This is a genomic window from Massilia norwichensis (assembly GCF_024753245.1).
Lineage (GTDB): Bacteria > Pseudomonadota > Gammaproteobacteria > Burkholderiales > Burkholderiaceae_D > Telluria > Telluria norwichensis.
Genome location: NZ_JANUGX010000004.1, coordinates 199813 through 223689, shown reverse-complemented (window position 1 = coordinate 223689; position 23877 = coordinate 199813). Strand labels below are relative to the sequence as shown.

The window sequence follows — 23877 nt, the reverse complement described above, 5'->3', positions numbered from 1 at the left end:
TCAATCGTACGCAAGACTGTTGAGAATGCCTGTTCCTTGAGGTTCAAGGACTTCTGCTGAGTAATTGCCAAAAATCGGGCTCTGACCCCGGTTTGATGCAGATTGACCGTTGCGCAATTTTCTATACACTCTGCTTCTTTAAAGAATATTGGAGAGCCCTCGATGCGCCTGAAACCCCTGCAGTCCGCCCTGTTCGCACTTATTGCCGGCGGCGTCCTGGCCGCGGCCCATGCCGACACCGTGATCGACAACGCCAACGGCTACACGCTCAACGCCAAGGGTGACGTGGTCCAGTTCGCATCGATGGCCTTCGACGACCAGGGCAGGATCATCGCAGTGGGGGCGGCCAGGGACGTGGCGGCCAAGGCGCCGAACGCGAAGCACGTCGACCTCCAGGGGCGCACGGTGCTGCCGGGCCTGATCGACGCCCACGGCCACGTGTTCGGCCTGGGCGCGATGCTGACCCAGCTCGACCTCTCCACCTCGACCTCGCTGGAGGGCGCCCTGAAGTCCATCGCCGACTACGCGCGCCCCAATCCGCAACAGGCCTGGCTGCGCGGGCGCGGCTGGAACCAGGAGATCTGGAAGCTGGGCCGCTTCCCGACCGCGAAGGAACTCGATAGCGCCGTGGCCGATCGTCCGGTCTGGCTCGAGCGCGTCGACGGCCACGCCGGCTGGGCCAACAGCCGCGTGCTGGCGCTGGCCGGTATCACGAATGCGACCCCGGACCCGGTCGGCGGCAAGATCGTGCGCGACGAGAACGGCGTCGCCACCGGCGTGCTGGTCGATGCGGCGCAGGCCCTGGTGACGAAAGTGCTGCCGCAGCAGAGCGAGCAGGAAGGCCGCGTGATGCTGGACCAGGCGCTGCAGAACATGGCCAGCGTGGGCTTGACCGCCGTGCACGATGCCGGCATCACCGCCGGCGAGGACAAGCTGTACCGCGACTACGCCGACCACGGCAAGCTGACCGCACGCATCTACGCGATGATCGGCGGCACCGGCCCGGATTTTGACCAGTTGGCAAAAAATGGTCCGCTGAACAGCTATGGCAAGGACATGTACGCGCTGCGCGCCGTGAAGCTGTATGCCGATGGCGCCCTGGGCAGCCGCGGTGCGGCCCTGCTGGCGCCCTACAGCGACGATCCGCATTCGCACGGCCTGCTGTTCCACACGAACAAGGAGATCGACGCGATGATCACCAAGGCCATCCGCAAGGGCTACCAGGTGAACGTGCACGCGATCGGCGACGCCGGCAACAAGCAGATCCTCGACACCTTCGCCAAAGAGATCCCGGCGAATAAAGCGCTGGACAAGCGCCACCGCATCGAGCACGCCCAGGTCGTGACCCTGACCGACATCCCGCGCTTCAAGCGCATCGGCATCATCCCGTCGATGCAGCCGACCCACGCGACCTCGGACAAGAACATGGCCGAGACCCGCATCGGTGCGGAGCGCATGAAGGGCGCCTACGCCTGGCGCAGTTTCCTGGCGCAGGGCTCGCGCATCGCCTGCGGCTCCGACTTCCCGGTCGAGGCGCCGAATCCCTTCTTCGGCATCCACGCCGCCGTCACCCGCCAGGACCACACCGGCCAGCCGATCGCCGGCTGGTATCCGGAGCAGGAGATGTCGCTGAAGGAAGCCTTCCGCTGCTTCACGCTGGATGCCGCGTATGCCGGCCACCAGGAAAAGACGCTGGGCTCGCTCGAAGCCGGCAAGTACGCCGACTTCATCGTGATCGACCGCGACCTGTTCAAGATGTCGCCCTACGACATCTATAAAACCACCGTGCTGGAAACCTGGGTCGCTGGCCGCCAGGTCTACCAGAAGAAGTAACAAACCGGCGAAGCGGAGGGCTTGACGAGGTTGTATAGACAACCTAGACTTTCCTGACATTCCAAGGAGCCTGCCATGACCAACGCTTCGCCCGCACTCGATCCGCACTTCGACCAAAGGTTTGACCCTTCGCGTCACATCCGCGCCCCGCGCGGCAGCCAGCTCAGTTGCAAAAGCTGGCTGACCGAAGCGGCCTACCGCATGCTGCAGAACAACCTGGATGCCGAGGTCGCGGAAAACCCGCAGCGCCTCGTCGTCTACGGCGGCATCGGCCGCGCCGCGCGCGACTGGGCCTGTTTCGACCAGATCCTGGCCTCGCTGCGCGAACTCGAGGACGACCAGACCCTGCTGATCCAGTCCGGCAAGCCGGTGGGCGTGTTCCAGACCCACCCGGATGCGCCGCGCGTGCTGCTGGCGAACTCGAACCTGGTGCCGAAGTGGGCCAACTGGGAGCACTTCAACGAGCTCGATCGCAAGGGCCTGTTCATGTACGGCCAGATGACGGCCGGCAGCTGGATCTACATCGGCACCCAGGGCATCGTGCAGGGCACTTACGAAACCTTTGCCGAAGCAGGGCGCCAGCACTTCGGCGGCGACATGGCCGGCCGCTGGATCCTGACCGCGGGCCTGGGCGGCATGGGCGGCGCGCAGCCGCTGGCCGCGACCTTCGCCGGCGCGGTCTCGCTGACCGTCGAGTGCCAGCAAAGCAGCATCGACTTCCGCCTGCGTACCCGCTACCTGGACAAGCAGGCCTTCAGCATCGATGAAGCGCTGGCCATGATCCGCCAGCACAAGGACAACAAGGAAGCCATCTCGATCGGTCTGCTCGGCAATGCCGCCGACGTGTTGCCCGAGCTGGTGCGCCGGGCAAAGGAGGGCGGCCTGGTGCCGGACCTGGTCACCGACCAGACCTCGGCCCACGACCTGATCAACGGCTACCTGCCGCGCGGCTGGACCGTCGAGCAGTGGAAGGCCGCGCAGCAGGATCCTGCGCAGCACGCGCACCTGCAGCAGGCAGCAAGCGAATCCGCCGCCGCCCACGTCCAGGCCATCCTCGATTTCCAGGCACTGGGCGCCAAGGCCGTCGACTACGGCAACAACATCCGCCAGGCCGCGTTCGACGAAGGTGTGAAAAACGCCTTCGATTTCCCGGGCTTCGTGCCGGCTTATATCCGCCCGCAGTTCTGCGAAGGGCGCGGCCCGTTCCGCTGGGTGGCGCTGTCCGGCGACCCCGAAGACATTTATAAAACCGACGCGAAAATCAAGGAGCTGTTCCCGCAGCACGCGCGCGTGCACCGCTGGCTCGACATGGCGCGCGAGCGCATCGCCTTCCAGGGCCTGCCGGCGCGCATCTGCTGGCTGGGACTCGGCGAACGCCACATCGCCGGCCTGGCCTTCAACGAGATGGTGCGCACGGGCGAACTGAAAGCGCCGATCGTGATCGGCCGCGACCACCTCGATACCGGCTCGGTCGCCAGCCCGAACCGCGAAACGGAAGCCATGCGCGACGGCACCGACGCCGTCTCCGACTGGCCGCTGCTGAACGCCATGCTGAACACGGCCGGCGGCGCGACCTGGGTCTCGCTGCACCACGGCGGCGGGGTCGGCATGGGCTACTCGCAGCATTCCGGCGTGGTGATCGTTGCCGACGGCACCGAAGCCGCCGATAAACGCCTGGCGCGTGTGCTGGTCAACGATTGCGCCTCCGGCGTGATGCGCCACGCCGACGCCGGCTATGAACTCGCGATCGAAGCCGCCAAGCGCTTCGGTTTGAAACTCCCCATGATCAAATAAGCACCATGAACCACCTGACTCTAGAACCCGGCGCCCTTACCCTGAACGACCTGCGCGCCGTCTGGCAGTCCGCCGGCCGCATTGCGCTGGCACCCGCCGCCTACGCAGCCATCGAAGCCTCGGCCGCCACCGTGCAGGCCATCGTCGCCAAGGGCGATCCGGCGTACGGCATCAACACCGGCTTTGGCATCCTGGCCAAGCGCCACATCCCGCAGGCCCAGCTTGAGCAGCTGCAGCAGAACCTGATCCTGTCGCATGCGGTGGGCACCGGCGAGCTGCTGCCTGACCACGTCGTGCGGCTGATCCTGCTGACCAAGATCGGCAGCCTGGCGCGCGGCTTTTCTGGCGTGCGCCCGCTGATCGTGGATACGCTCATCGCCCTGTACAACGCCGGCATCATGCCGGCGATTCCGGCCCAGGGCTCGGTTGGCGCGTCCGGCGACCTGGCGCCGCTGGCCCACATGACCCTGGCGATGCTGGGCATCGGCCCGGTGCGCATGAAGGGCGAGATCATGGAGGCCCGCGCGGCGCTCGACGCGGCCGGCATCGCACCGGTGACGCTGGCGGCAAAGGAGGGACTGGCGCTGATCAACGGCACCCAGGTCTCGACCGCGCTGGCCCTGCACGGCCTGTTCATGGCCGAGCGCCTGCTGGAAGGGGCGATGGTGGCAGGCAGCATGTCGCTGGACGCCGCGCGCGGCAGCGATGCGCCTTTCGACCCGCGTGTGCACGCGGTGCGCGGCCAGCCGGGCCAGATCGCGGCGGCGAAGATCTACCGCGAGCTGGTGGCGGGCAGCGCGATCCGCGCTTCGCACCTGGTCGGCGACGAGCGCGTGCAGGACCCCTACAGCCTGCGCTGCCAGCCGCAGGTGATGGGCGCTGTGATGGACCTGATCGCCCAGGCCGGGCGCACGCTGCTGATCGAATCGAATGCCGTGACCGACAACCCCCTGATCTTTCCCGATGCGGACGCCAGCGGCGGCGCCACGATCGTCTCGGGCGGGAATTTCCATGCCGAGCCGGTCGCCTTCGCGGCCGACACCCTGGCCTTGGCCATCGCCGAGATCGGCGCGCTGGCCGAGCGCCGCATCGCGCTGCTGATCGATGCCACGCTGTCCGGGCTGCCGCCCTTCCTGGTCAAGGAGCCGGGCGTGAATTCGGGCTTCATGATCGCCCACGTGACCGCCGCCGCGCTGGCCTCGGAAAACAAGTCGCTGGCGCACCCGGCCAGCGTCGACAGCCTGCCGACCTCGGCCAACCAGGAAGACCACGTCAGCATGGCCACCTTCGCGGCGCGCCGTCTCGACCAGATGGCGCACAATACGGGTGTCATCGTCGGGATCGAACTGCTGGCGGCGGCGCAGGGGATCGAATTCCACCGTCCGCTGACCAGTTCAAGCCACCTGGAGCACGTGCACGCCCAGCTGCGCGCGCGCGTGGCGGCCTTTGACGAAGACCGCTTCTTCGCGCCCGACATCGAGGCTGCCAAGACGATGGTGATGAACGGCGAGCTGTCCGCTTCGTGCCGGGAACTGTTCGCCGTGTTGCATCCGTAATTGCATCCTTAATCTCTGCACACAGGAGACACGATGGATTTCAGGTTCAAGGCGGGCAAGCTGCCGCTGCTGATATCGATGCCCCACGCCGGCACCGACATTCCCGACGACGTGGCCGCAAATTTGATGCCCTGCGCGGCGGCACGTGCCGACACCGACTGGCACCTGCCCGAGCTGTATGGCTTCGCCGAAGAGATGGGGGCGTCGATGCTGTCGGCGCGCTGGTCGCGCTACCTGATCGACCTGAACCGTCCTCCCGAAAACACCAACCTGTACCCGGGCCAGGACACGACCGGCCTGTGCCCGGTCGACACCTTCGGCCGCGAGCGCTTGTATCGCGAGGGGATGGAGCCGGATGAGGCCGAGGTCCGGCGCCGCCTGGACCTGTATTGGCGGCCCTACCATGCGCAGTTGCGTGCGGAGCTGGACCGCCTGCTGGCCCTGCACGGCCGCGTGGTGCTGTGGGAGGCGCACTCGATTGCCTCGCAGGTGCCGCGCTTTTTCGAAGGCCGCCTGCCGGACCTGAACTTCGGCACCGCCGACGGCAAGTCCTGCTCGCTGGCCCTGGAGGGAAGCATGATCAAGCTGGCCCAGGCCCAGGACCAGTTCTCCTTCGTCTTCAATGGCCGCTTCAAGGGCGGCCACATCACGCGCTTCTACGGCAATCCGGCCGGTGGCGTGCACGCGATCCAGCTCGAAATGGTCCAATGCCTGTACATGAACGAGGCGGCGCCGTTCGACTACCGCCCGGACCTGGCAGGCCAGGTGCAGCCGCTGCTGCGCGAACTGCTTGGTGCCGCCGTGGAGTGGGTGCGCACATGAACGCTTTATTCGCACGCCACGCGCTGCTGCCGGAAGGCTGGCGCGCCGACGTGCTGCTGGAATGGGATGCACGCGGCGACCTGAGCGCCGTCCGTGCCGGCACCGACGCCCCCGCCGGCACCGAATGCGCCGACTACGTCCTGCCCGGCATGAGCAACCTGCATTCGCATGCCTTCCAGCGCGCGATGGCCGGCCTGGTGGAAAAGGCCGGCGACACCCGCGACAGCTTCTGGACCTGGCGCGAACTGATGTACCGCTTCGCCAGCCGCATCACGCCCGAGCAGATCGAAGCGGTGGCCGCGCAACTGCAGGTGGAGTGCCTGCGCCATGGCTATACCGGCATCTGCGAATTCCACTACCTGCAGCGCGACCCCGACGGCGAGCTGTATGCCAACCCGGCCGAGACCGCGCTGCGCATCGCCGCGGCGGCCAGCCAGTCCGGTATCGGCCTGACCCTGCTGCCGGTGATGTACAGCCATGCCGGCTTCAAGGAACAGCCTTTGCAGCCCACGCAAAAGCGCTTCCGCACCGATCCGGAGCTGGTGCTGCGCATCGTCGACCGGCTCGAAGGCCTGCGCGGGCCGCAGCTCGAAGTCGGCGCGGCACCGCATTCGCTGCGCGCGGCGTCCGGCAGCCAGCTGCGCGAACTGGTCGCCGGCATGCCGGCCGGGCGACCGCTGCACATCCACATCGCCGAGCAGCAGCTGGAGGTGCAGCAGTGCCTGGACGCGACCGGCATGCGTCCGGTCGACTGCCTGATGAACGCGGTCGAGGTCGGCGCGCGCTGGTGCCTGGTGCACGCAACCCACCTGTCCGAGGGCGAGACCGTTGCGCTGGCGGCCAGCGGCGCCGTGGCCGGCCTGTGCCCGACCACCGAGGCGAATCTGGGCGACGGCCTGTTCCCGCTCGCGCCGTATATCGGTGCCGGCGGCGTGTTCGGCATCGGCAGCGACAGCCACGTGTCCCAGAGCCCGGTCGAAGAGCTGCGCTGGCTGGAGTACGGCCAGCGCCTGGCGCGGCAGCAGCGCAACGTCGCCGTCGCTATCGAAGGCAACGACGCTTGCCGCGACGTCGGCACCTATCTGTGGCGGCAGGCCCTGCGCGGCGGCGCCCAGGCGTCCGGCCGCGCGGTCGGCAGCCTGGCGGCGGGACGGCGCGCCGATCTGCTGGTGCTGGACAGCGCGCACCCGAACCTCGACGGCCTCGCTGCCGACGAGGTGCTGGGCCGCTTCCTGTTCTGCGGTAACGACAACCTGGTGCGCGATGTGCTGGCCGGCGGGCGGTGGGTGGTACGCGACGGCCGCCACATTGACCAGGATGGGATCGCACGGCGATATACTCAGGCCGTCCGCGCCTTGCGCAGCATGTGATTAGGAGTAGCCCATGACGATGCTCATCCCCTATGCCGGCCTGAGTCCGGTGCCCTGGAAGAACGGCGGCGGCAGCACCACGCAGATCGCCGTGTTCCCGCCGGACGCCGGCTTCGAAGACTTCGACTGGCGCATCAGCCTGGCGACCATCGCCGAGGACGGCGCCTTCTCCGAATTCCCGGGCGTCGAGCGCACGCTGGCGCTGGTCGACGGCCACGGCATGACGCTCGAGATCGACGGTGAGGCCACGCTGCTGTCGAAGGCCGATCCGGTCGCGGTCTTCGACGGCGAATCGCGCGTGGTGGCCAAGCTCAATCGCGGCCCCAGCACCGACTTCAACGTGATGACGCGTACGGACCGCTGCTACCACCAGTTCGGCCGCCGTGTGCTGAGCGGCGAATCGCGCTTCGTCGCGCGGGCGCCGGTGACGGTACTGTTCCTGGCCGAAGGCGATGCGCTCGAAATCTGCAACGACGCGCAGCGCATCAGCATGGTCCGCTTCGACGCCGTGCTGCTCGACCAGGGCACGACCTGGACGCTGCAGGCGGGGCAGGGCACGATCTTCATCGCCGACATCCATTACTACGACAGCGAGGAAGACCTCGAAGAGGATGACGGCCTCTATGAGTGAGCATGCCGACGTTCTATTCACCAACGCCCGCCTGGCGACCATGGCCGATGGCGTCGGCGATGAAGGCTACGGCATCGTCGACGATGGCGCGGTGGCAGTGCGCGACGGCCGCATCGTCTGGGCCGGGCCCCGCCAGGAGGCGCCGGCGGCGGTGCGCGAGCACGATTGCGGCGGCCTGTGGCTCACGCCCGGCCTGGTCGACTGCCACACCCACATCGTCCATGCCGGCAACCGCAGCGACGAATGGGAAGCGCGCCTGAACGGCGCCAGCTACGAGGACATCGCGCGCCAGGGCGGCGGCATCATGTCGACCGTGCGCGCGACCCGCGCCGCCAGCGAAGAGGAACTGCTGCGCCAGAGCAGCCCGCGCATCGCGGCCCTGCTGGCCGAGGGCGTGACCACGCTGGAGATCAAGTCCGGCTACGGCCTGGACCTGGCCGCCGAAGCGAAGATGCTGCGCGTGGCGCGGCGCGTGGGCATGGTCTTCCCGGTGAACGTGGCGACCACCTTCCTCGGTGCGCATGCGCTGCCGCCGGAATTCGCCGGCCGCGCCGACGAGTACATCGTCGAACTCTGCGAGCGCATGCTGCCGGCGCTGGCACAAGAGGGATTGGTCGATGCCGTCGACGCCTTTTGCGAGCGCATCGGTTTTACGCATGCGCAGACGGCGATGGTGTTCGAAGCGGCGCGCCAGTTTGGACTGCCGGTCAAGCTGCATGCCGAGCAGCTGTCCGACCAGGGCGGGGCGGCGCTGGTGGCCGACTACGGCGGGCTGTCGGCCGACCACCTGGAATACCTGTCGCGGGAAGGCGCGGCGGCGATGGCGCGCGCCGGCACGGTGGCGGTGCTGCTGCCTGGCGCCTACTACTTCCTGCGCGAGACGACGCCGCCGCCTTTAGCGCTGCTGCGCGAGCTTGGGGTGCCGCTGGCGCTGGCCACCGACTGCAACCCCGGCACCTCGCCGATGACATCGCTGCTGCTGGCACTGAACATGGCCTGCACCCTGTGGCGCATGACGCCGCTGGAAGCGCTGCGCGGCGTCACCGTCAATGCGGCGCGCGCGCTGGGCCGCGCCGATATCGGCAGCATCGAGCCGGGCAAGCGCGCCGACCTGGCGCTGTGGGACATCGCGCGTCCGGCCGACCTGGCGTATGCGATCGGGGCCAATCCTTGCCGGCTGGTGGTCAACGGTGGCGTGCCACGTGCGCCGCGTGTCAGCCTGACCGTTTAATCCCGGCTATCATGCTCGTGGCCGGATGGACTCATCCGCCGGCATCACGACGTGGAGGCGTATGCGCAGGTTTGCCTTGCTGGTGTGGTTCTTCTGTTGCGTTGCGGGCAGCGCACGCGCGGACGAGGTATTGAAAGTCGGCTCCAAGCGCTTCACCGAATCCTATATCCTCGGCGAGATCCTCACGCAGACGGCCGCCCCGGTGGCTAGAAGCGAGCATCGCCAGGGCCTGGGCAATACCGCCATCGTGCTGAGTGCGCTGCGTTCCGGCGCGATCGACGTGTACCCGGAATACCTGGGCACCATCGACCTCGAGATCCTCAAGAATACGCAGCCGACCTCGCTGGAGGCGATGCGGGAACAACTGCGGCCGCTCGGCCTGGGCGTCGGCGTGCCGCTGGGCTTTTCGAACGGCTACGCACTGGCCACGCGCGGCGATGCCGGTTTCAAGACCCTGTCCGAGCTGGCGCGGCAGCCCGGCTTGACGCTGGGACTGTCCCACGAATTCATCGGCCGCGGCGACGGCTGGCCGGGCCTGGCCGCGCGCTATGGCTTGCCGCAGACGCCGCGCGGCATCGATCACGGCATCGCCTATGAAGCCTTGCAGCAGAAGCAGGTCGACGTCATCGACATCTATTCGACCGATGCGAAGATTCGCCAGTATGGTCTGCGCGTGCTGGACGACGACCGCCGCTACTTCCCGCGCTACGACGCCGTGCTGCTGTACCGGCTCGACCTGCCGCAGCGCTCGCCGCGGGCCTGGCGCGCGCTGCAGGGGCTGGAGGGGCGCATCACGACCGATGCGATGATTGCGATGAATGCGCAGGCGGAGCTGGAGGGCCAGCCATTCACCCGGATCGCGCATGACTGGCTCGCAGGGGGCAGCGCGCAGCCCGGCATGCAGCGCGACGGGCTGCTACAGAAAACCTTCGGCAACGGGTTTGCACAACTGGCGCGCCAGCACCTGCTGCTGGTCTTGACCGCGGTGCTGCTCGGCTGCGTGGCCGGGGTGCCGCTGGGCGTTCTGGCTGCCCTGGCGCCGCGCCTGCGCCAGCCGGTGCTGGCCGTGGCCGGCATGCTGCAGACCGTGCCGTCGCTGGCGCTGCTGGCGATCCTGATCCCGCTGCTGGGCCGCATCGGCATGGTGCCGGCGCTGGTGGCGCTGTGCGCCTATGCCTTGCTGCCCATCGTGCGCAATACCTGTACCGGCCTGCTGCAGGTGCCCGTCGGCTTGCGCAATGCCGCGCTGGCGCTGGGCTTGACGCGGCGCCAGGCGCTGCTGAAGGTCGAGCTGCCGCTGGCGGCGCCGGTGATCCTGGCCGGCGTAAAAACCGCTGCCGTGATGAGCGTGGGGACGGCGACCATCGCCGCCTTCATCGGCGCCGGCGGCTTCGGCGAACGCATCACCACCGGGCTGGCCTTGAACGACAACGACATGCTGCTGGCGGGTGCGATTCCCGCGGCGTTGCTGGCTTTGCTGACGCAGGCTGGTTTCGAGTTAGCGGAACGTGTAATAGCCCGTCGCCGCTTACAGTGACTGCAGTTTGGAACGGGTAGCGGAAATCGCGCGGTGCAGGATGCGCTCGGCGTGGAAATCGTTCTCGCGCTGCGCCGCGATGTTGTGCAGGCTGCGCGTGTAGTTGTCGAGCCGCGAGCGCAGCCAGGCCCGGTAGACCATCCTCATGATCGGTTGGAAAAGCTGTTTCATGTCCGTGTCCTCGTCTTGAGGCCACATTGTCTGGCACGCCGGTTTATTGCATTTGTGATCACTCAATCGGGCGCGACAGTGCGCTGTCAACCGCTGGAAGGGTGCTCTTAAGCCTAAGTTAAGCCGAGGTAAGCATTTGTAAAGGACAACCCTGATCGGCGGGTGGAGACGTATATTGAAACCGTTGGATTCAAGTCTCCCCTCCCATCTCATTGGGTTCACCCACGGCGCCACTGGCCCCGTGGGTTTTTTCTTTTACGAACCAGCCAGCGCCGTCAGCGGCGCGCCGGTCACGCGGCAGATACGCCAATCCGGCAGGATCTCGGCACCCATGGACTTGTAGAAATTGATCGCTGGCATATTCCAATCCAGCACCGACCACTCGAAGCGGCCGCACTGGCGCTCGACGGCGATGCGCGCCAGGTGCTTGAGCATGCGGCTGCCGTAGCCCTTGCCGCGGTGAACCTGGCGCACGTACAGGTCTTCCAAGTACAGGCCCTTCTTGGTCAGGAAGGTCGAGAAGTTATGGAAGAACAGGGCGAAGGTCACCACTTCGCCATCGGCCTCGCCGATGATCGCCTCGCAGGACGGCTTGGCGCCGAACAGGCCTTCGTGCAGCAGGTCTTCCGTCGCCACCACCATGTGTTCGAGCTTCTCGAACACGGCAAGCTCGACGATCATCGACATGATGTGCGTGACGTCGGCCGGGGTGGCGGGGCGGATGGTGAAAGTCTGTTCAGTGGTCATGGTGTTTCGAGAGGTGCGTCGAGCGCATCGGTCAGGTTGATGGTGGGTGCCTTGCGTTTAGGCGTGTACATGGCCCAGGCGACGCTGCCCAGGCAGACGGCCATCCCCAGCCATTCGATCAGGCCGGGGCGGTAGTGTTCGAGCTTGATCGACATGAGCACCGACAGCACCGGCGTGATGACGCCGATGTAGACGGCCTTGGCCGAGCCGATGCGGTTGATCAGCGTGAAATAGCAGATGAAGGCGACGACCGAGCCGAAGATGGCCAGGTGCAGCAGGCCCAATACATAAGGGGTCGTATGCGGCAGGATGAACTGCTGGCCGCTGGCCACGCACCACAGCGCGACCATGCAGGTGCCCCAGAACATCGACCAGCCGGTGGTCAAGATGAGGTTGGTCGATTGTTCGCGCACCTTGCCGACCACGATGCTGCCGGCCGCGCTGGCGATCGAGGCGCCGATGCCGAACACCAGGCCCAGCAGGAAGTGACCCTGGCCACCCTGCGAAATGTCGTGCAGCGCACCCTGGATCGAATGCCAGAACAGCAGCACCACGCCGGCGATCGCACCGACGCCGGCGGTCCAGGTCTTGCGCGGGATCGGCGTGCCGAACACGAGGCGCGACAGCAGCGGGGTCCAGAACACCATCAGCGCGAACAGCACGGCCACCAGGGCCGAGACCACGTATTGTTCGGAGTTGTAGGTACACACGTAGGAGAGGCCGAACGTGAAGAAACCTTGCAGCAAAGTCCACTTCTGTACGCGCCAGGGCAGGCGCAGTTTGTCGCCGCGCGCCAGGCACCAGATGAACAGCGCGCCGGAGGCCAGCGCGAAGCGGTAGACCACCGAGACGGCGGGCGGAATCTCGCCGAGCTGCAGGGTGATGGCCCAGAAAGTGGAACCCCAGATCAGGGACGCGATGGTGAAGAGGACGTAGGATGGCATCCGGAAAGTATACGTGCTTTCCGGGGTTCATTGGTGCAGCAGCACTGAAACTGTCGTCAGTGCGTCACGCGCGTGTTGTAGCCGTTGCTCAGCAGGCGCACGCGCTCGCCGGGGCGGAACATCTCGTCGGCCGGCTGGGTGACGGCGCGCAGTTCGCCGCTGTCGAGTTTCACGGTGATTTCGAAGCCGGCGCGGTTGCTGGCATTGCGCTCGACGCGTTGGCCGATCAGGCCGCCGGCCACGGCGCCGATCAGACCGGTGGCGATGGCACCCTTGCCGCCGCCGGCCTCGGAGCCGGCCAGCCCGCCCAGCGCCGCGCCGGACATGGTGCCGACGCCGGATTCCGGGCTGGCGATGGTGACATTGCGTACGGACTCCACGGTGCCCATGCGCACCACCTGTTCGTTCATGGTCTGGTAGCTGTTGTACACGCTGCCCGATTCGGGCGGGGTGGCACAGCCGGCCAGGATGCCGGCAAGGGCCAGGGCGGCGACTGTTCTCATGGTGGGCTCCTCATGCGGTAGGCAGGCGACGCTGCACTTGCAGCGACCTGTTTAGCCTACTCTTTTCATGAAAAGCTGGGCGGACCGCTCAATAAGCCAGGTGGAAGCGGCGGTACAGGAAGCCCAGCACGAACAGCGGGCCGATCAGCAGGAAGCGCAGGTCGTCGAAGAAAGACGGCTTCTTGCCTTCGATCTTGTGGCCGATGAACTGGCCGATCCAGGCCACCACGAAGATCGCGATCGACAGCGGCAGCACCGTCATCGGTGGCATCAGGGCCAATATCGCCAGCATCAGGGCGCTCATCAGGAGCATGCCGAAGGCGAAAGGGCGCGACAGCTTGAAGTAATAGACCAGCGCCGCCAGGCAGGCGACGACGGCGATGGCGGGATGGATGCTCCACAGGATGCCCAGCAGCGTGAACACGATCACCGGCACGCACACGAAATGGATCAGCTCATTGGTCGGGTTGCGATGGCTTTCGCTGTACTGTTCCAGCAGGGTGTCGATGGTGCGCATCTCTGGTCTCCTTGGTCTTATGGTGACATGGTAGCAGCCGCCGCGGCTGCCGTGATGGTTTCCATTGCCGCCAGCGGCAGCGCATTGGCCAGCACCGGTGGCGTCGCGCGCACATGCATGTAAGGGTGTTTCGCGAAGACCTCGGACACCCATTCGACGAACACGCGCACCTTGGCCGACAGGTGCCGGTTCTGCGGATACACCACGTGCACCGGCAGCGGATCGCTGGTCCAGTCGGGCAGCAGCTGCACCATGCGGCCGGCCGCCACGTGCTCGGTCAGCAGGTAGTCGGTCATCTGGATCACACCCAGGCCGGCCAGGCCCGCGTGCACGTAGGCGTTCGAATCGTTCAGCGCGATCACGCCGCGCATGGCGATGTCGATGCGCTCCTCGCCGCGGCGGAAATCCCAGTCGTAGATCTTGCCGGTCTTGGCCGAAAAATAGTTCACGCAGCGGTGGCGTTCGAGATCGCGCGGGTGCTTGGGCACGCCGTACTTGTCGAGGTAGGCGGGCGACGCCGCGGTCAGGAAGTTGACCACGCCGACCCGGCGCGCGATCAGGTTGCCGTCCACCAGGTCGCCGCCGCGGATCGCGCAGTCGACGCCTTCCTCGACCAGGTCGACCGGACGGTCGGTGCTACCCAGTTCCATCATGATGTCCGGATAGCGCTCGAAGAAGTCGGGCAGCGCCGGGATCAACACTTCGCTGGCCAGGCCGGTCGGCATGTCCACGCGCAGGCGTCCGCTCGGCGACAGGCGCGTGCGCGACAGCGATTCCTCGGCGTCGCGCACGTCCGACAGGATACGCACGCAGCGTTCGTAATAGGCGGCGCCGTCGGTGGTGACCGTCACCAGGCGCGTGGTCCGGTGCAGCAGCTTGGTCGACAGCGCCGTCTCCAGCGACTGCACCAGGGTCGATACCGTGGCCTTCGGCATCTGCAGGGTTTCGGCCGCGCGCGTGAAGCTGCCGGCGTCGACCACTTGCACAAAGACTTCCATGGCTTGCAGCTTATTGTTCATTTGGATTGTTCAGGGATCTGAATAATGGATTCGCGATTGCGGTATTTATCAGATTCTAGTTCATGTCTATAGTGTCGGCACGGTCACTGATAAAAGTGCCATCCGAGAAGGGGAACAGGTCATGAAACGAATCGATGAAATCTTTGCCAGCCTGGCGTTCGCACTGAGTGTAACGTTGATGGCCGGCGTGCTCGGCACCGGCGTCTACGCCAATGCCGCCGCCAGCGAAGCCGTCGGCTACTCGGCCCTGTTGCACGCGATGGCCAGCAAAGGAGCGCAGCAATGAATGCCGCTGTTCTGAACAATGAGCAGGTAGCGGAAGACCAGCACGAGCTGGTGGTGAAGGATATCGAGGTCGGCGGCTTCGAAGGCCCGCTGGCGGGTCGCCTGTATCGCGCGGCCGTGGACGGCAAGCGCGACATCCTGATCGTGTTCTTCCACGGCGGCGGCTTCGACGAGGGCGACCTCGACGAGTCCGACAGCTTCCTGCGCCGCCTCGCCGACGCGAGCGGCTACCCGGTGGTGCTGTCTTCGACCTACACACTGGCCCCTGTCAAACCCTTCCCGGCGGCGGCCGAGGATGCGCACGCGGTGGTCAACTGGGCCAAGAAGAACAAGACCAAGCTCGGCTGGACCGGCAAGCGCCTGATCGTGGCTGGCATCGAGGCTGGCGGCAACCTGGCGGCGGTGGCGGCGATGATGTCGCGCGACCGCAGCGGCCCGGCATTGACCGGCCAGATCCTGATCATGCCGATGCTCGACACCGGCCTGTCGAGCTGCTCGATGCGCGAAATGCCGACCTGCCCGGACAAGGCCAGGGTGTTCGACGAATGCGCGGCCGCCTACCGCGGCTATCTGCCGCACGCCGCCGATCGTAGCCACCCATATGCCTCGCCGCTGCAGTCGAGCCGATTGAAGAACCTGCCGCCGGCATTGATTTTGTCGGCCGACGACGACCCGCTGCGCGACGAGGCCGAAGCCTACGGCGCGAAGCTGATCAACGCGGGGGTGAAGACCACGGTGCGGCGGATGGCACCCGCGCGCATCGAGGAACCGAACGCCCGTAACGAATGTGCCTGTACCGGGCATGCCTTGCACGAAATTGCCAATTTCATCGCTGGGCTCGAATCCGACAACGCCCCGCCCGGCAGCTGATCCGTCACGGATCATCCGGCTGGAACGTCTGGCCGGTAGCGCTTAGAAGTACCTGAAACCAGAACAACGTGTCCGTTTTCGGACACGCAGGCCCCGTTTTTTCCTGTGTTTCCGTCTGCATCCCGCATGCATGACCGGAAGAGACCGCTTTCGCCTAATTATTAATAAGTTTTCAAGATCGGAGGGCTCATCCATGAAATCCATTCATCAATTACGTACTGCCGTGCGACCGCTTGTGCTGGCGCTCGGTGCTGCCGGCGTCGCGCTCGCCATCGCCGGCTGTTCGGATGCCACCGGCAAGGCCGCCGAAGCCCAGACCCAGACCCAGGCGCAGGCCGGGCCGCCGGTGTCGGCCGCCGTCGTGGTCGAGAAGCCGATTGCCGACACCCAGGAATTCTCGGGTCGTCTGGAAGCCGTCGAACATGTCGAGATCCGCCCGCGCGTATCCGGCTTCATCACCGCCGTCAACTTCAAGCCCGGCGCCACGGTCAGGAAGGGCGATGTGCTGTTCGTGATCGATCCGCGCCCCTTCCAGGCCGAGGCCGAACGCGCCGACGCTGCCGCCAAGGCCGCCCGTGCGAAAGCCGAGCTGGCGAAGCTGGAACTGGGCCGCGCCGAGCGCCTGCTGGGCGACAAGGCCATCGCCCAGCGCGAATACGATGCCAGCGCCTCCGCGCAGAAGGAACTGGAAGCGAACGCACGCGCCGCCCAGGCCCAGTACGAAACCGCGAAGCTGAACCTGGCCTATACCCGCGTCGTCTCGCCGATCGACGGCCGCGTCTCGAAAGCCGAGATCACGCTGGGCAACCTGGTCGACGCTTCCAGCCTGCTGACTTCCGTGGTCTCGACGGACCGCATCTACGCCAGCTTCGACGGCGACGAAGAAACCTATCTGCGCGTGCGCTCGCAAGCCCACAGCGGCCAGCCGGTCATGGTGAAGGTCGGCCTGGCCAACGAGGAGGGCTTCCCGCACGAGGGCAAGCTGGAATTCGTCGACAACCAGCTCGACACCCGCGCCGGCAGCGTGCGCATGCGCGCCACCTTCGCCAACAAGGATGACGTGATGGCGCCGGGCCTGTTCGCCCGCGTGCAGATCGGCGGCGGCGTCGAGAAGCCGGCGCTGCTGATCAGCGACCGCGCGGTCGGCACCGACCAGAGCCACAAGTTCGTGTTCGTGGTCGGCAAGGATGGCAAGGCCGAATACCGCGAAGTGAAGCTGGGTCCGGTGGTGGACGGCCTGCGCGTGGTGAAGAACGGCCTGAAGCCGGGCGAAAAGATCGTCGTCAATGGCCTGCAGCGCGTGCGTCCGGGTTCGCCGATCACCGCGCAGACCGTGCCGATGGTGGCGAACCTCGGTGGGGCCAACGGCGCCGGCAAGGCTGCGAAGGACGGGCAGCTGGCCATGGCAGACGCAAAATAAGAAGGAACCAATCACATGAACATCTCACGCTTTTTTGTCGACAAGCCGATCTTCGCGGCGGTGTTGTCGGTCATCGTCTTCGTGGCCGGCCTCATCTCGATCTTCCAGCTGCCGATTTCCGAGTACCCGGAAGTGGTGCCGCCGTCCGTGGTGGTGCGCGCCCAGTATCCTGGCGCGAACCCGAAGGTGATCGCGGAAACCGTCGCCACCCCGATCGAACAGGAGATCAACGGCGTCGAGGACATGCTCTACATGACCTCGCAGAACACCTCGGATGGCGCGCTGCAGCTGACCGTGACCTTCAAGATCGGCACCAACGTCGAGCAGGCCGAGACGGCCGTGCAGAACCGCGTCCAGCGCGCGCTGCCGCGCCTGCCGGAAGAGGTGCGCCAGATCGGTGTCACCACGGTCAAGAGCTCGCCCAACATCACGATGGTGGTGCACCTGAATTCGCCGGACGGCCGCTATGACGACCTGTACCTGCGCAACTACGCGACCCTGAACGTCAAGGACCAGCTGGCGCGCATCACCGGCATGGGCGACGTCCAGCTGTTCGGTTCGGGCGACTACGCGATGCGCGTCTGGCTCGATCCGCAGAAGGTCGCCGCGCGCAACCTGACCGCGAGCGACATCGTGAACGCGATCCGCGAGCAGAACGTGCAGGTCGCGGCCGGCGTGGTCGGCCAGGGTCCGACCAAGGGCGCCGACTTCCAGCTGACCGTGAATACCCAGGGCCGCCTGCAGTCGGAAGAGGAGTTCGGCAACATCGTCGTGAAGACCAGCCCGGATGGCGCCACCACCTTGCTGAAAGATGTGGCGCGCCTGGAGATGGGCTCGAACTCGTATGCCCTGCGTTCGCTGCTCGACAATAAGTCTGCCGTGGCGATCCCGATCTTCCAGTCGCCGACCGCCAACGCGCTGCAGCTGTCGCTAGATGTGCGCAACAAGATGGAAGAGCTGTCGAAGGACTTCCCGCAGGGGATGAGCTACAGCATCGTGTACGACCCGACCCAGTTCGTGCGCGAATCGATCGACTCCGTGGTCCACACCCTGATCGAAGCGGTGGTGCTGGTGGCGCTGGTCGTGATCGTGTTCCTGCAGACCTGGCGCGCCTCCGTCATTCCGCTGCTGGCGGTGCCGGTGTCGGTGGTCGGTACCTTTGCCGTGATGCTGGCCTTCGGCTTCTCGATCAATACGCTCTCGCTGTTCGGCCTGGTGCTGGCGATCGGTATCGTGGTCGACGATGCCATCGTGGTGGTGGAAAACGTCGAGCGCAATATCGAGAACGGCCTGAGCCCGCACGACGCCACCGTGCAGGCCATGAAAGAGGTGTCCGGTCCGATCATCGCGATCGCCCTGGTGCTGTGCGCCGTGTTCGTGCCGATCGCCTTCGTGTCGGGCCTGACCGGCCAGTTCTACCGCCAGTTCGCGCTGACAATCGCGATTTCGACCGTGATCTCGGCCTTCCTGTCGCTGACCCTGGCCCCGGCCCTGTCGGCGGTGCTGCTGCAGCCGCATGGCGCCAAGAAGGATGTGCTGACGCGCGGCATGGATGCCGTGTTCGGCCGCTTCTTCAAAGGCTTCAACCGCTTCTTCCACCGTTCCTCGCATGCCTATGAAGGCGGCGTGAAGGCCGTCCTGAAGCGCAAGAGCGCCTCGCTGGGTGTGTATGCGCTGCTCGCGATCGCCGGTATCTTCATGTTCAAGGCGGTGCCGCCGGGCTTCGTGCCGGCACAGGACAAGGCTTACCTGATCGGCTTTGCGCAGCTGCCCGACGCCGCCTCGCTGGACCGCACCGATGAGGTGATCCGCAAGATGTCGGACGTGGCCAGGCAGATCCCGGGTGTGGAATCCTCGGTCGCCTTCCCGGGCCTGTCGATCAACGGCTTCACCAATGCGCCGAACGCCGGCATCGTGTTCGTCACCCTGAAACCCTTCGACGAGCGCAAGGGCAAGACCCAGAGCGCCGACGCCATCGCCGCGGAGGTCAACAAGCGCATGGGCGTCATCGAAGATGCCTTCGTGATGGTGCTGCCGCCGCCGCCGGTGAACGGCCTGGGCACCACGGGCGGCTTCAAGATGATGATCGAAGACCGCGGCAACCTCGGTTACGATGAGCTGAACAAGGCGGTGCAGGCCTTCATGGCGAAGGCGGCCACCGACAAGCGCCTGGCCGGCGTGTTCTCGGGCTACCAGATCAACGTGCCGCAGCTGTTCGCCGACGTCGACCGCGTGAAGGCCAAGCAGCTGGGCGTGTCGCTGGCCGAGATCAACCAGACCTTGCAGATCAACCTCGGCTCGCTGTACGTGAACGACTTCAACCAGTTCGGCCGTACCTACCAGGTGCGGGTGCAGGCCGACGCGCCGTTCCGTTCGCAGCGCGAGCAGATCGCCCAGCTGAAGGTCCGCTCCGGCACCGGCGAGATGATTCCGCTGTCCTCGATCATGCAGGTCAAGGACACCTACGGCCCGGACCGCGTGCAGCGCTACAACAACTACGTCGCCGCCGAGATGAACGGCGGCCCGGCACCGGGCGTGTCTTCGGGCCAGGCCCAGGCCGCGATGGAGGAGATCGCCCGCGAAGTGCTGCCGAAGGGGATCGCCTACGAATGGACCGATCTGACCTACCAGGACATCCTGGCCGGTAACACCATGATCTACGTGTTCCCGCTGTGCGTGCTGCTGGTGTTCCTGGTGCTGGCCGCGCAGTACGAAAGCTGGACGCTGCCGCTGGCCGTGATCCTGATCGTGCCGATGTCGATCCTGTGCGCGCTGACCGGCGTGAAGCTGACCGGCGGCGACAACAACGTGTTCACCCAGATCGCCCTGTTCGTGCTGGTCGGCCTGGCCTCGAAGAACGCGATCCTGATCGTGGAGTTCGCGGTGGAGCTGGAACAGCATGGCCGCAGCGTCGTCGCCGCCGCGCTGGAAGCTTGCCGCCTGCGTCTGCGTCCGATCCTGATGACCTCGATCGCTTTCATCATGGGCGTGCTGCCGCTGGTGTTCTCGCACGGCGCCGGCGCCGAGATGCGCCACGCGATGGGTGTGGCGGTGTTTGCCGGCATGCTGGGCGTGACTTTCTTCGGCTTGTTCCTGACGCCGGTGTTCTACGTCCTGCTGCGGTCCCTGGCACTGCGCCTCGGCAAACCGGTCATCCATGGCGTACCGGTCACGGGCCTCGGTGGCGAATTCGAAGGAGCTAGAAAATGAGTGTAACGATGATCGATCCGGTTCACCCGACGCCGCAGGCCGAGCAGGCCTGGGATCGGGCTCTCGATGAAGCGCTGGCGCGGCCGAAGCGCCGCACGGTGGCGCAGCCGCTGGTGAAGACCGTGGCGAAGTTCGCGCCGCGCTTCGCCACCGTGCTGGCGGCCCTGTTGCTGAGCGCCTGCGCGGCGCCTGCCTTCCACCAGCCTTCGGTAGCGACGCCGGCGGCGTTCAAGGAGGCTTTGGTGGCCCCCGCTGCATCGCCTGAAGCGGTGCGCAGCGCTGCCGACGGCAGTACCTGGAAGATCGCGCAGCCGGCCGAAGCCCAGCCGCGTGGCGAATGGTGGAAGGCGTTCAAGGACTCCCGACTCGACAGCCTGATTGCCCAGGCCACGGCCAGCAACCAGAACCTGTCGGTGGCGGCGGCGCGCGTGAAGCAGGCGCGGGCCATTGCCGGCATCGCCGAAGCGGACCGCGTCCCGCAGGTCGGGGTCGGTGTCGGCGCCCAGCGGGCACGCCTGTCGCCGTTGGAAGCCAACGTGGCGCCGGGCACGGCGATCGCGCCGGCCACCAGCTACCGCGCATCCCTGAGCGCCAGTTATGAACTGGATCTGTTTGGCCGCGTGTCGAGCAATGTGGCAGCGGCGCGCGGCGATGCGCTTGCTACCGAGGCGACCTTCCGTTCGGTACTGCTGTCGCTGCAGGCCGACGTCGCCCAGACCTATTTCCGGCTGCGCGCGCTGGACGCCGAAATCGCGACCGTGAACCAGACCGTGCGTCTGCGCGAGGAGAGCGTGCGCGTCACCGGCCGCCGCTTCGAGCTGGGCGACATCGGCGAGTTCGATCTGTCGCGGGCGAAAACGGAACTGTCGACCGCGCGCGCCGAGGCCATCGGCCTGCAGCGCCAGCGCGCCACCGCGGAACATGCGCTGGCGGTGCTGCTCGGCCAGCCGGCCTCGAACTTCGGCACCGTCAGCGATCCGCTGGAAGCCACTGTCAGCCTGCCGCTGATCCCGGCCGGGCTGCCATCGAGTCTGCTGGAGCGCCGCCCCGACATCGCCGGCGCCCAGCGCGCGATGGAAGCGGCCAATGCGCGCATCGGCGTGGCCCGTAGCGCGATGTTCCCGGCATTGAGCATCGGTGCCGACGGCGGCGGCGTGGCCGGCACCTTCGGCGACGTGTTCAAGTGGAGCAGCCGTTCCTGGCTGCTGGGCGCGACGCTGGCGATGCCGCTGATCGACGGCGGCCGTAATCGCAGCAACGTGGTGCGCAGCGAGGCCGCGCTGGAAGAGGCAGTGGGCAGCTACCGCCAGAGTGTGCTGGTGGCGTTTGCCGAAGTCGAGGACAAGCTGGCCGGCCTGCGCGTGCTGGCGGGGCAGGGGGCGGAGATCGAGCAGGCCCTGGCTGCCGCGCGGCGCTCGGCCGACCTGGCCCAGAAGCTGTACGATGCCGGCCGCTCCGGCTACCTGGAGCTGCTGGACGCGCAGCGCAACCTGGAGGCGGTGGAGCGCAGCGCGGTCCAGCTGCGCGGCGACCGTGCGATCACGACCGTGGCCCTGATTCGTGCGCTGGGTGGCGGTTGGGATGCGGCGCCTGGTGCGGCTCCGGCTCCGGCTCCTACGGCTGCGGTGGCGCTGGCGCTGGCGAGCAAGTGAATGAGGTAAGTAGGTAGTTTCGGTGTAAGCCCTTTGCGGCGGCATGTGCGAGCGTGCCGCCGTTTTTTTCGTTGACGTTGATACGTCATTCCCGCGTAGGCGGGAATCCAAGCTGAAGCACCGAAGTCGTTAAGTCGAGAGCGTCGCTACATATCGGATATGGCTATAATCGGCACATGCCCAGTTCCACTCCCGAGTCGACTTCTCTTCTCACCGGCCTCGCGCCAGTCATCGCGCCTGATACACGCATCCTGATCCTGGGCAGCTTCCCCGGTGCGCAATCGCTGGCTGCGCAGCAGTACTATGCGCACCCACGGAATCAATTCTGGAAGCTGGTCGGCGCGCTGGTCGAGGAAGACCTCTACGGCATGCCTTACAACGAACGGCTGCCGCGCCTGCTCGCGCACCGCTTCGGCCTGTGGGACGTGCTCGCCGCCTGCGAGCGCGAGGGCAGCCTCGATTCCGCGATCCGCAAGCCGGCCGCCAACGATTTCGACCGCCTGCGTCACCTGTGTCCGGAACTGGAAACGGTTGGCTTCAACGGCCAGGCGTCCGGCAAGTTTGCGCCGCAGTTCGCGCAGGCTGGTTATCGCACGGTGGTGCTGCCTTCATCTTCGCCGGCGCACATGGCGATGAGTTTCGAGCAGAAGCTGGCCGTGTGGCGCAAGCTGGTCGACGCCAGCTTGGACACCGGCAGCACGGCCCAGTTATTCTGAGGTAATTGTGCAGCGCAAAAAGAACCGTGCTACACTGCGTGATCGGTCAGGTCTCGATGGTCCTGCCGTTCCCCGCCAAAGGCACGCGACGCACCAGGTGTAAATGCTGCGCGCGAGTATGCCGGATGGGGATGTCATTCCACATACGTTGGTCGGTTTACACGATGGAGGCACCTGGCAGATAGCCTGGGCGTCCGGGCTCCGCACCTTGCAGATAGCAGGGGCTGGAGCGGCGATTAAGGCATTGGCGTCACATTGAAACGAAGCCCGCAGTGAGCGGGCTTTTTTTTCACCATCCTACCGAACTGGAGTATGCAGATGGCAAAAGAAGAACTGATCGAAATGAATGGCATTGTTTCCGAGGTCCTGCCGGACTCGCGTTTTCGCGTGGATTGCGAAAACGGCCACAAGCTGATCGCTTACACCGCGGGCAAGATGAAGAAGAACCACATCCGTATCCTGGCCGGCGACCAGGTCAGCCTGGAACTGTCGCCCTACGACCTGAGCAAGGGCCGCATCATCTTCCGTCACATCGAAAAGCGCGGCGCACCTGCGCCCCGTTCGAACTTCCGCGGCCGCCGCTGACAGTCTCCGTCGCGCCAGCCCTTTTTTTCTGGCGCAACGTCCCCATATTGCTTCTATCCCCCAATCTCCACACGGCTCGACACTGCAGCCGGAGCCGTTTTTCCCGACTTCGACCCTGTCAACCGCCCCAGGCGCTGCGTCAGCATTGCCTGGGTTTTGGACATTGGCGTTAACGAATGAATGAAAAGGACACGAGATGAAAGAAGAGCTGATTGAAATGCATGGCAAGGTTACCGAAGTGCTGCCGGAAATGCGCTTCCGCGTGGACCTCGAGAACGGTCACCAGCTGGTCGCCTACACCTCCGGCCGCATGAAGCGGAACCATATCCGCATCATCGCCGGCGACCGCGTCACGCTGGAGATGTCGCCGTACGACCTGAACAAGGGGCGGATCACTTTCCGCCACCTGGACAAGCACGGCATGCCGAAGCCGGCGCCGCGTCCGCGCCGCCACTAAGAGCGCC

22 protein-coding genes are annotated in these 23877 nt (G+C 66.1%); 16 read left to right on the top strand and 6 right to left on the bottom strand.

What is annotated here, in order from left to right; all coding sequences use genetic code 11:
* Positions 1-162: 162 nt before the first annotated feature.
* The 8 genes from NX782_RS05600 to NX782_RS05565 all read left to right on the top strand — a co-directional run bounded on the left by NX782_RS05600 (position 163) and on the right by NX782_RS05565 (position 10774).
* A complete protein-coding gene (locus NX782_RS05600; RefSeq protein ID WP_258844426.1) occupies positions 163-1833 on the top strand; it encodes an amidohydrolase in 1671 nt (556 codons plus the stop codon).
* Between the two features lie 75 nt (positions 1834-1908).
* Positions 1909-3627 (top strand): urocanate hydratase, encoded by a 1719-nt coding sequence (gene hutU, locus NX782_RS05595; protein WP_258844425.1) that lies wholly within the window; start codon positions 1909-1911, stop codon positions 3625-3627.
* A 5-nt stretch (positions 3628-3632) separates the two neighbouring features.
* Positions 3633-5183, top strand: a complete 1551-nt coding sequence (hutH, locus tag NX782_RS05590) for a histidine ammonia-lyase (RefSeq protein WP_258844424.1) — start codon at positions 3633-3635, stop codon at positions 5181-5183.
* Positions 5184-5216: 33 nt separating this feature from the next.
* Positions 5217-6005 (top strand): N-formylglutamate deformylase, encoded by a 789-nt coding sequence (gene hutG, locus NX782_RS05585; RefSeq protein ID WP_258844423.1) that lies wholly within the window; start codon positions 5217-5219, stop codon positions 6003-6005.
* On the top strand, positions 6002-7375 hold the full coding sequence (locus tag NX782_RS05580) for a formimidoylglutamate deiminase (RefSeq protein ID WP_258844422.1): 1374 nt from the start codon (positions 6002-6004) through the stop codon (positions 7373-7375). The genes hutG and NX782_RS05580 overlap by 4 nt, the downstream gene beginning before the upstream one ends.
* Before the next feature lie 13 nt (positions 7376-7388).
* Positions 7389-8006: a HutD/Ves family protein gene (locus NX782_RS05575; protein WP_258844421.1), complete on the top strand. Its 618-nt coding sequence runs from the start codon at positions 7389-7391 to the stop codon at positions 8004-8006.
* Complete coding sequence (gene hutI, locus NX782_RS05570) at positions 7999-9237, top strand: imidazolonepropionase (protein WP_258844420.1); 1239 nt, start codon at positions 7999-8001, stop codon at positions 9235-9237. Before NX782_RS05575 ends, hutI begins: the two co-directional genes overlap by 8 nt.
* Positions 9238-9298: 61 nt before the next feature.
* On the top strand, positions 9299-10774 hold the full coding sequence (locus NX782_RS05565) for an ABC transporter permease/substrate-binding protein (protein ID WP_258844419.1): 1476 nt from the start codon (positions 9299-9301) through the stop codon (positions 10772-10774).
* Here the strand turns inward: NX782_RS05565 and NX782_RS05560 are convergent.
* From NX782_RS05560 to NX782_RS05535, 6 genes are all read right to left on the bottom strand, one after another.
* Entirely contained in the window at positions 10766-10945 is a 180-nt protein-coding gene (locus NX782_RS05560; protein ID WP_258844418.1) for a hypothetical protein, read from the bottom strand. The genes NX782_RS05565 and NX782_RS05560 overlap by 9 nt on opposite strands.
* A 255-nt stretch (positions 10946-11200) precedes the next feature.
* Positions 11201-11692: a GNAT family N-acetyltransferase gene (locus tag NX782_RS05555; protein ID WP_258844417.1), complete on the bottom strand. Its 492-nt coding sequence runs from the start codon at positions 11690-11692 to the stop codon at positions 11201-11203.
* Positions 11689-12636 (bottom strand): DMT family transporter, encoded by a 948-nt coding sequence (locus tag NX782_RS05550; protein ID WP_258844416.1) that lies wholly within the window; start codon positions 12634-12636, stop codon positions 11689-11691. Before NX782_RS05550 ends, NX782_RS05555 begins: the two co-directional genes overlap by 4 nt.
* 56 nt (positions 12637-12692) lie before the next feature.
* A complete protein-coding gene (locus tag NX782_RS05545) occupies positions 12693-13139 on the bottom strand; it encodes an outer membrane lipoprotein (RefSeq protein ID WP_258844415.1) in 447 nt (148 codons plus the stop codon).
* 88 nt (positions 13140-13227) lie between these two features.
* Complete coding sequence (locus tag NX782_RS05540; RefSeq protein WP_258844414.1) at positions 13228-13656, bottom strand: Mpo1 family 2-hydroxy fatty acid dioxygenase; 429 nt, start codon at positions 13654-13656, stop codon at positions 13228-13230.
* Between the two features lie 17 nt (positions 13657-13673).
* Complete coding sequence (locus NX782_RS05535) at positions 13674-14675, bottom strand: LysR family transcriptional regulator (protein WP_258844413.1); 1002 nt, start codon at positions 14673-14675, stop codon at positions 13674-13676.
* A gap of 121 nt (positions 14676-14796) precedes the next feature.
* Between NX782_RS05535 and NX782_RS05530 the strand changes: the two genes are divergently transcribed.
* The 8 genes from NX782_RS05530 to infA (NX782_RS05495) all read left to right on the top strand — a co-directional run bounded on the left by NX782_RS05530 (position 14797) and on the right by infA (NX782_RS05495) (position 23870).
* Positions 14797-14961 carry a hypothetical protein gene (locus NX782_RS05530; RefSeq protein ID WP_258844412.1) on the top strand — a complete coding sequence of 55 codons (165 nt, stop codon included), beginning with the start codon at positions 14797-14799 and terminating at the stop codon, positions 14959-14961.
* Complete coding sequence (locus tag NX782_RS05525) at positions 14958-15830, top strand: alpha/beta hydrolase (RefSeq protein WP_258844411.1); 873 nt, start codon at positions 14958-14960, stop codon at positions 15828-15830. Before NX782_RS05530 ends, NX782_RS05525 begins: the two co-directional genes overlap by 4 nt.
* A 193-nt stretch (positions 15831-16023) precedes the next feature.
* Positions 16024-17250 (top strand): efflux RND transporter periplasmic adaptor subunit, encoded by a 1227-nt coding sequence (locus NX782_RS05520; protein WP_258844410.1) that lies wholly within the window; start codon positions 16024-16026, stop codon positions 17248-17250.
* A gap of 15 nt (positions 17251-17265) precedes the next feature.
* Positions 17266-20460, top strand: a complete 3195-nt coding sequence (locus NX782_RS05515) for an efflux RND transporter permease subunit (RefSeq protein WP_258844409.1) — start codon at positions 17266-17268, stop codon at positions 20458-20460.
* 113 nt (positions 20461-20573) lie between these two features.
* The gene (locus NX782_RS05510) at positions 20574-22112 is read left to right on the top strand and encodes an efflux transporter outer membrane subunit (RefSeq protein WP_370661767.1); all 1539 of its coding nucleotides are present in this window, start codon (positions 20574-20576) and stop codon (positions 22110-22112) included.
* Positions 22113-22288: 176 nt separating this feature from the next.
* The gene (locus NX782_RS05505) at positions 22289-22828 is read left to right on the top strand and encodes a DNA-deoxyinosine glycosylase (protein WP_258844407.1); all 540 of its coding nucleotides are present in this window, start codon (positions 22289-22291) and stop codon (positions 22826-22828) included.
* A 318-nt stretch (positions 22829-23146) separates the two neighbouring features.
* Entirely contained in the window at positions 23147-23413 is a 267-nt protein-coding gene (gene infA / locus NX782_RS05500; RefSeq protein WP_258844406.1) for a translation initiation factor IF-1, read from the top strand.
* 196 nt (positions 23414-23609) lie between these two features.
* Positions 23610-23870: a translation initiation factor IF-1 gene (infA, locus tag NX782_RS05495; RefSeq protein WP_258844405.1), complete on the top strand. Its 261-nt coding sequence runs from the start codon at positions 23610-23612 to the stop codon at positions 23868-23870.
* Positions 23871-23877: the final 7 nt, after the last annotated feature.

Coding starts and splice junctions, on each gene's coding strand:
- hutU (WP_258844425.1), top strand. CDS start 1,909: ATGACCAACGCTTCGCCCGCACTCGATCCGCACTTCGACCAAAGGTTT.
- NX782_RS05535 (WP_258844413.1), bottom strand. CDS start 14,675: ATGAACAATAAGCTGCAAGCCATGGAAGTCTTTGTGCAAGTGGTCGAC.
- NX782_RS05555 (WP_258844417.1), bottom strand. CDS start 11,692: ATGACCACTGAACAGACTTTCACCATCCGCCCCGCCACCCCGGCCGAC.
- NX782_RS05515 (WP_258844409.1), top strand. CDS start 17,266: ATGAACATCTCACGCTTTTTTGTCGACAAGCCGATCTTCGCGGCGGTG.
- NX782_RS05560 (WP_258844418.1), bottom strand. CDS start 10,945: ATGAAACAGCTTTTCCAACCGATCATGAGGATGGTCTACCGGGCCTGG.
- NX782_RS05545 (WP_258844415.1), bottom strand. CDS start 13,139: ATGAGAACAGTCGCCGCCCTGGCCCTTGCCGGCATCCTGGCCGGCTGT.
- NX782_RS05600 (WP_258844426.1), top strand. CDS start 163: ATGCGCCTGAAACCCCTGCAGTCCGCCCTGTTCGCACTTATTGCCGGC.
- NX782_RS05530 (WP_258844412.1), top strand. CDS start 14,797: ATGAAACGAATCGATGAAATCTTTGCCAGCCTGGCGTTCGCACTGAGT.
- hutH (WP_258844424.1), top strand. CDS start 3,633: ATGAACCACCTGACTCTAGAACCCGGCGCCCTTACCCTGAACGACCTG.
- NX782_RS05550 (WP_258844416.1), bottom strand. CDS start 12,636: ATGCCATCCTACGTCCTCTTCACCATCGCGTCCCTGATCTGGGGTTCC.
- NX782_RS05575 (WP_258844421.1), top strand. CDS start 7,389: ATGACGATGCTCATCCCCTATGCCGGCCTGAGTCCGGTGCCCTGGAAG.
- NX782_RS05580 (WP_258844422.1), top strand. CDS start 6,002: ATGAACGCTTTATTCGCACGCCACGCGCTGCTGCCGGAAGGCTGGCGC.
- NX782_RS05520 (WP_258844410.1), top strand. CDS start 16,024: ATGAAATCCATTCATCAATTACGTACTGCCGTGCGACCGCTTGTGCTG.
- NX782_RS05565 (WP_258844419.1), top strand. CDS start 9,299: ATGCGCAGGTTTGCCTTGCTGGTGTGGTTCTTCTGTTGCGTTGCGGGC.
- infA (WP_258844405.1), top strand. CDS start 23,610: ATGAAAGAAGAGCTGATTGAAATGCATGGCAAGGTTACCGAAGTGCTG.
- NX782_RS05525 (WP_258844411.1), top strand. CDS start 14,958: ATGAATGCCGCTGTTCTGAACAATGAGCAGGTAGCGGAAGACCAGCAC.
- hutI (WP_258844420.1), top strand. CDS start 7,999: ATGAGTGAGCATGCCGACGTTCTATTCACCAACGCCCGCCTGGCGACC.
- hutG (WP_258844423.1), top strand. CDS start 5,217: ATGGATTTCAGGTTCAAGGCGGGCAAGCTGCCGCTGCTGATATCGATG.
- NX782_RS05540 (WP_258844414.1), bottom strand. CDS start 13,656: ATGCGCACCATCGACACCCTGCTGGAACAGTACAGCGAAAGCCATCGC.
- NX782_RS05505 (WP_258844407.1), top strand. CDS start 22,289: ATGCCCAGTTCCACTCCCGAGTCGACTTCTCTTCTCACCGGCCTCGCG.
- infA (WP_258844406.1), top strand. CDS start 23,147: ATGGCAAAAGAAGAACTGATCGAAATGAATGGCATTGTTTCCGAGGTC.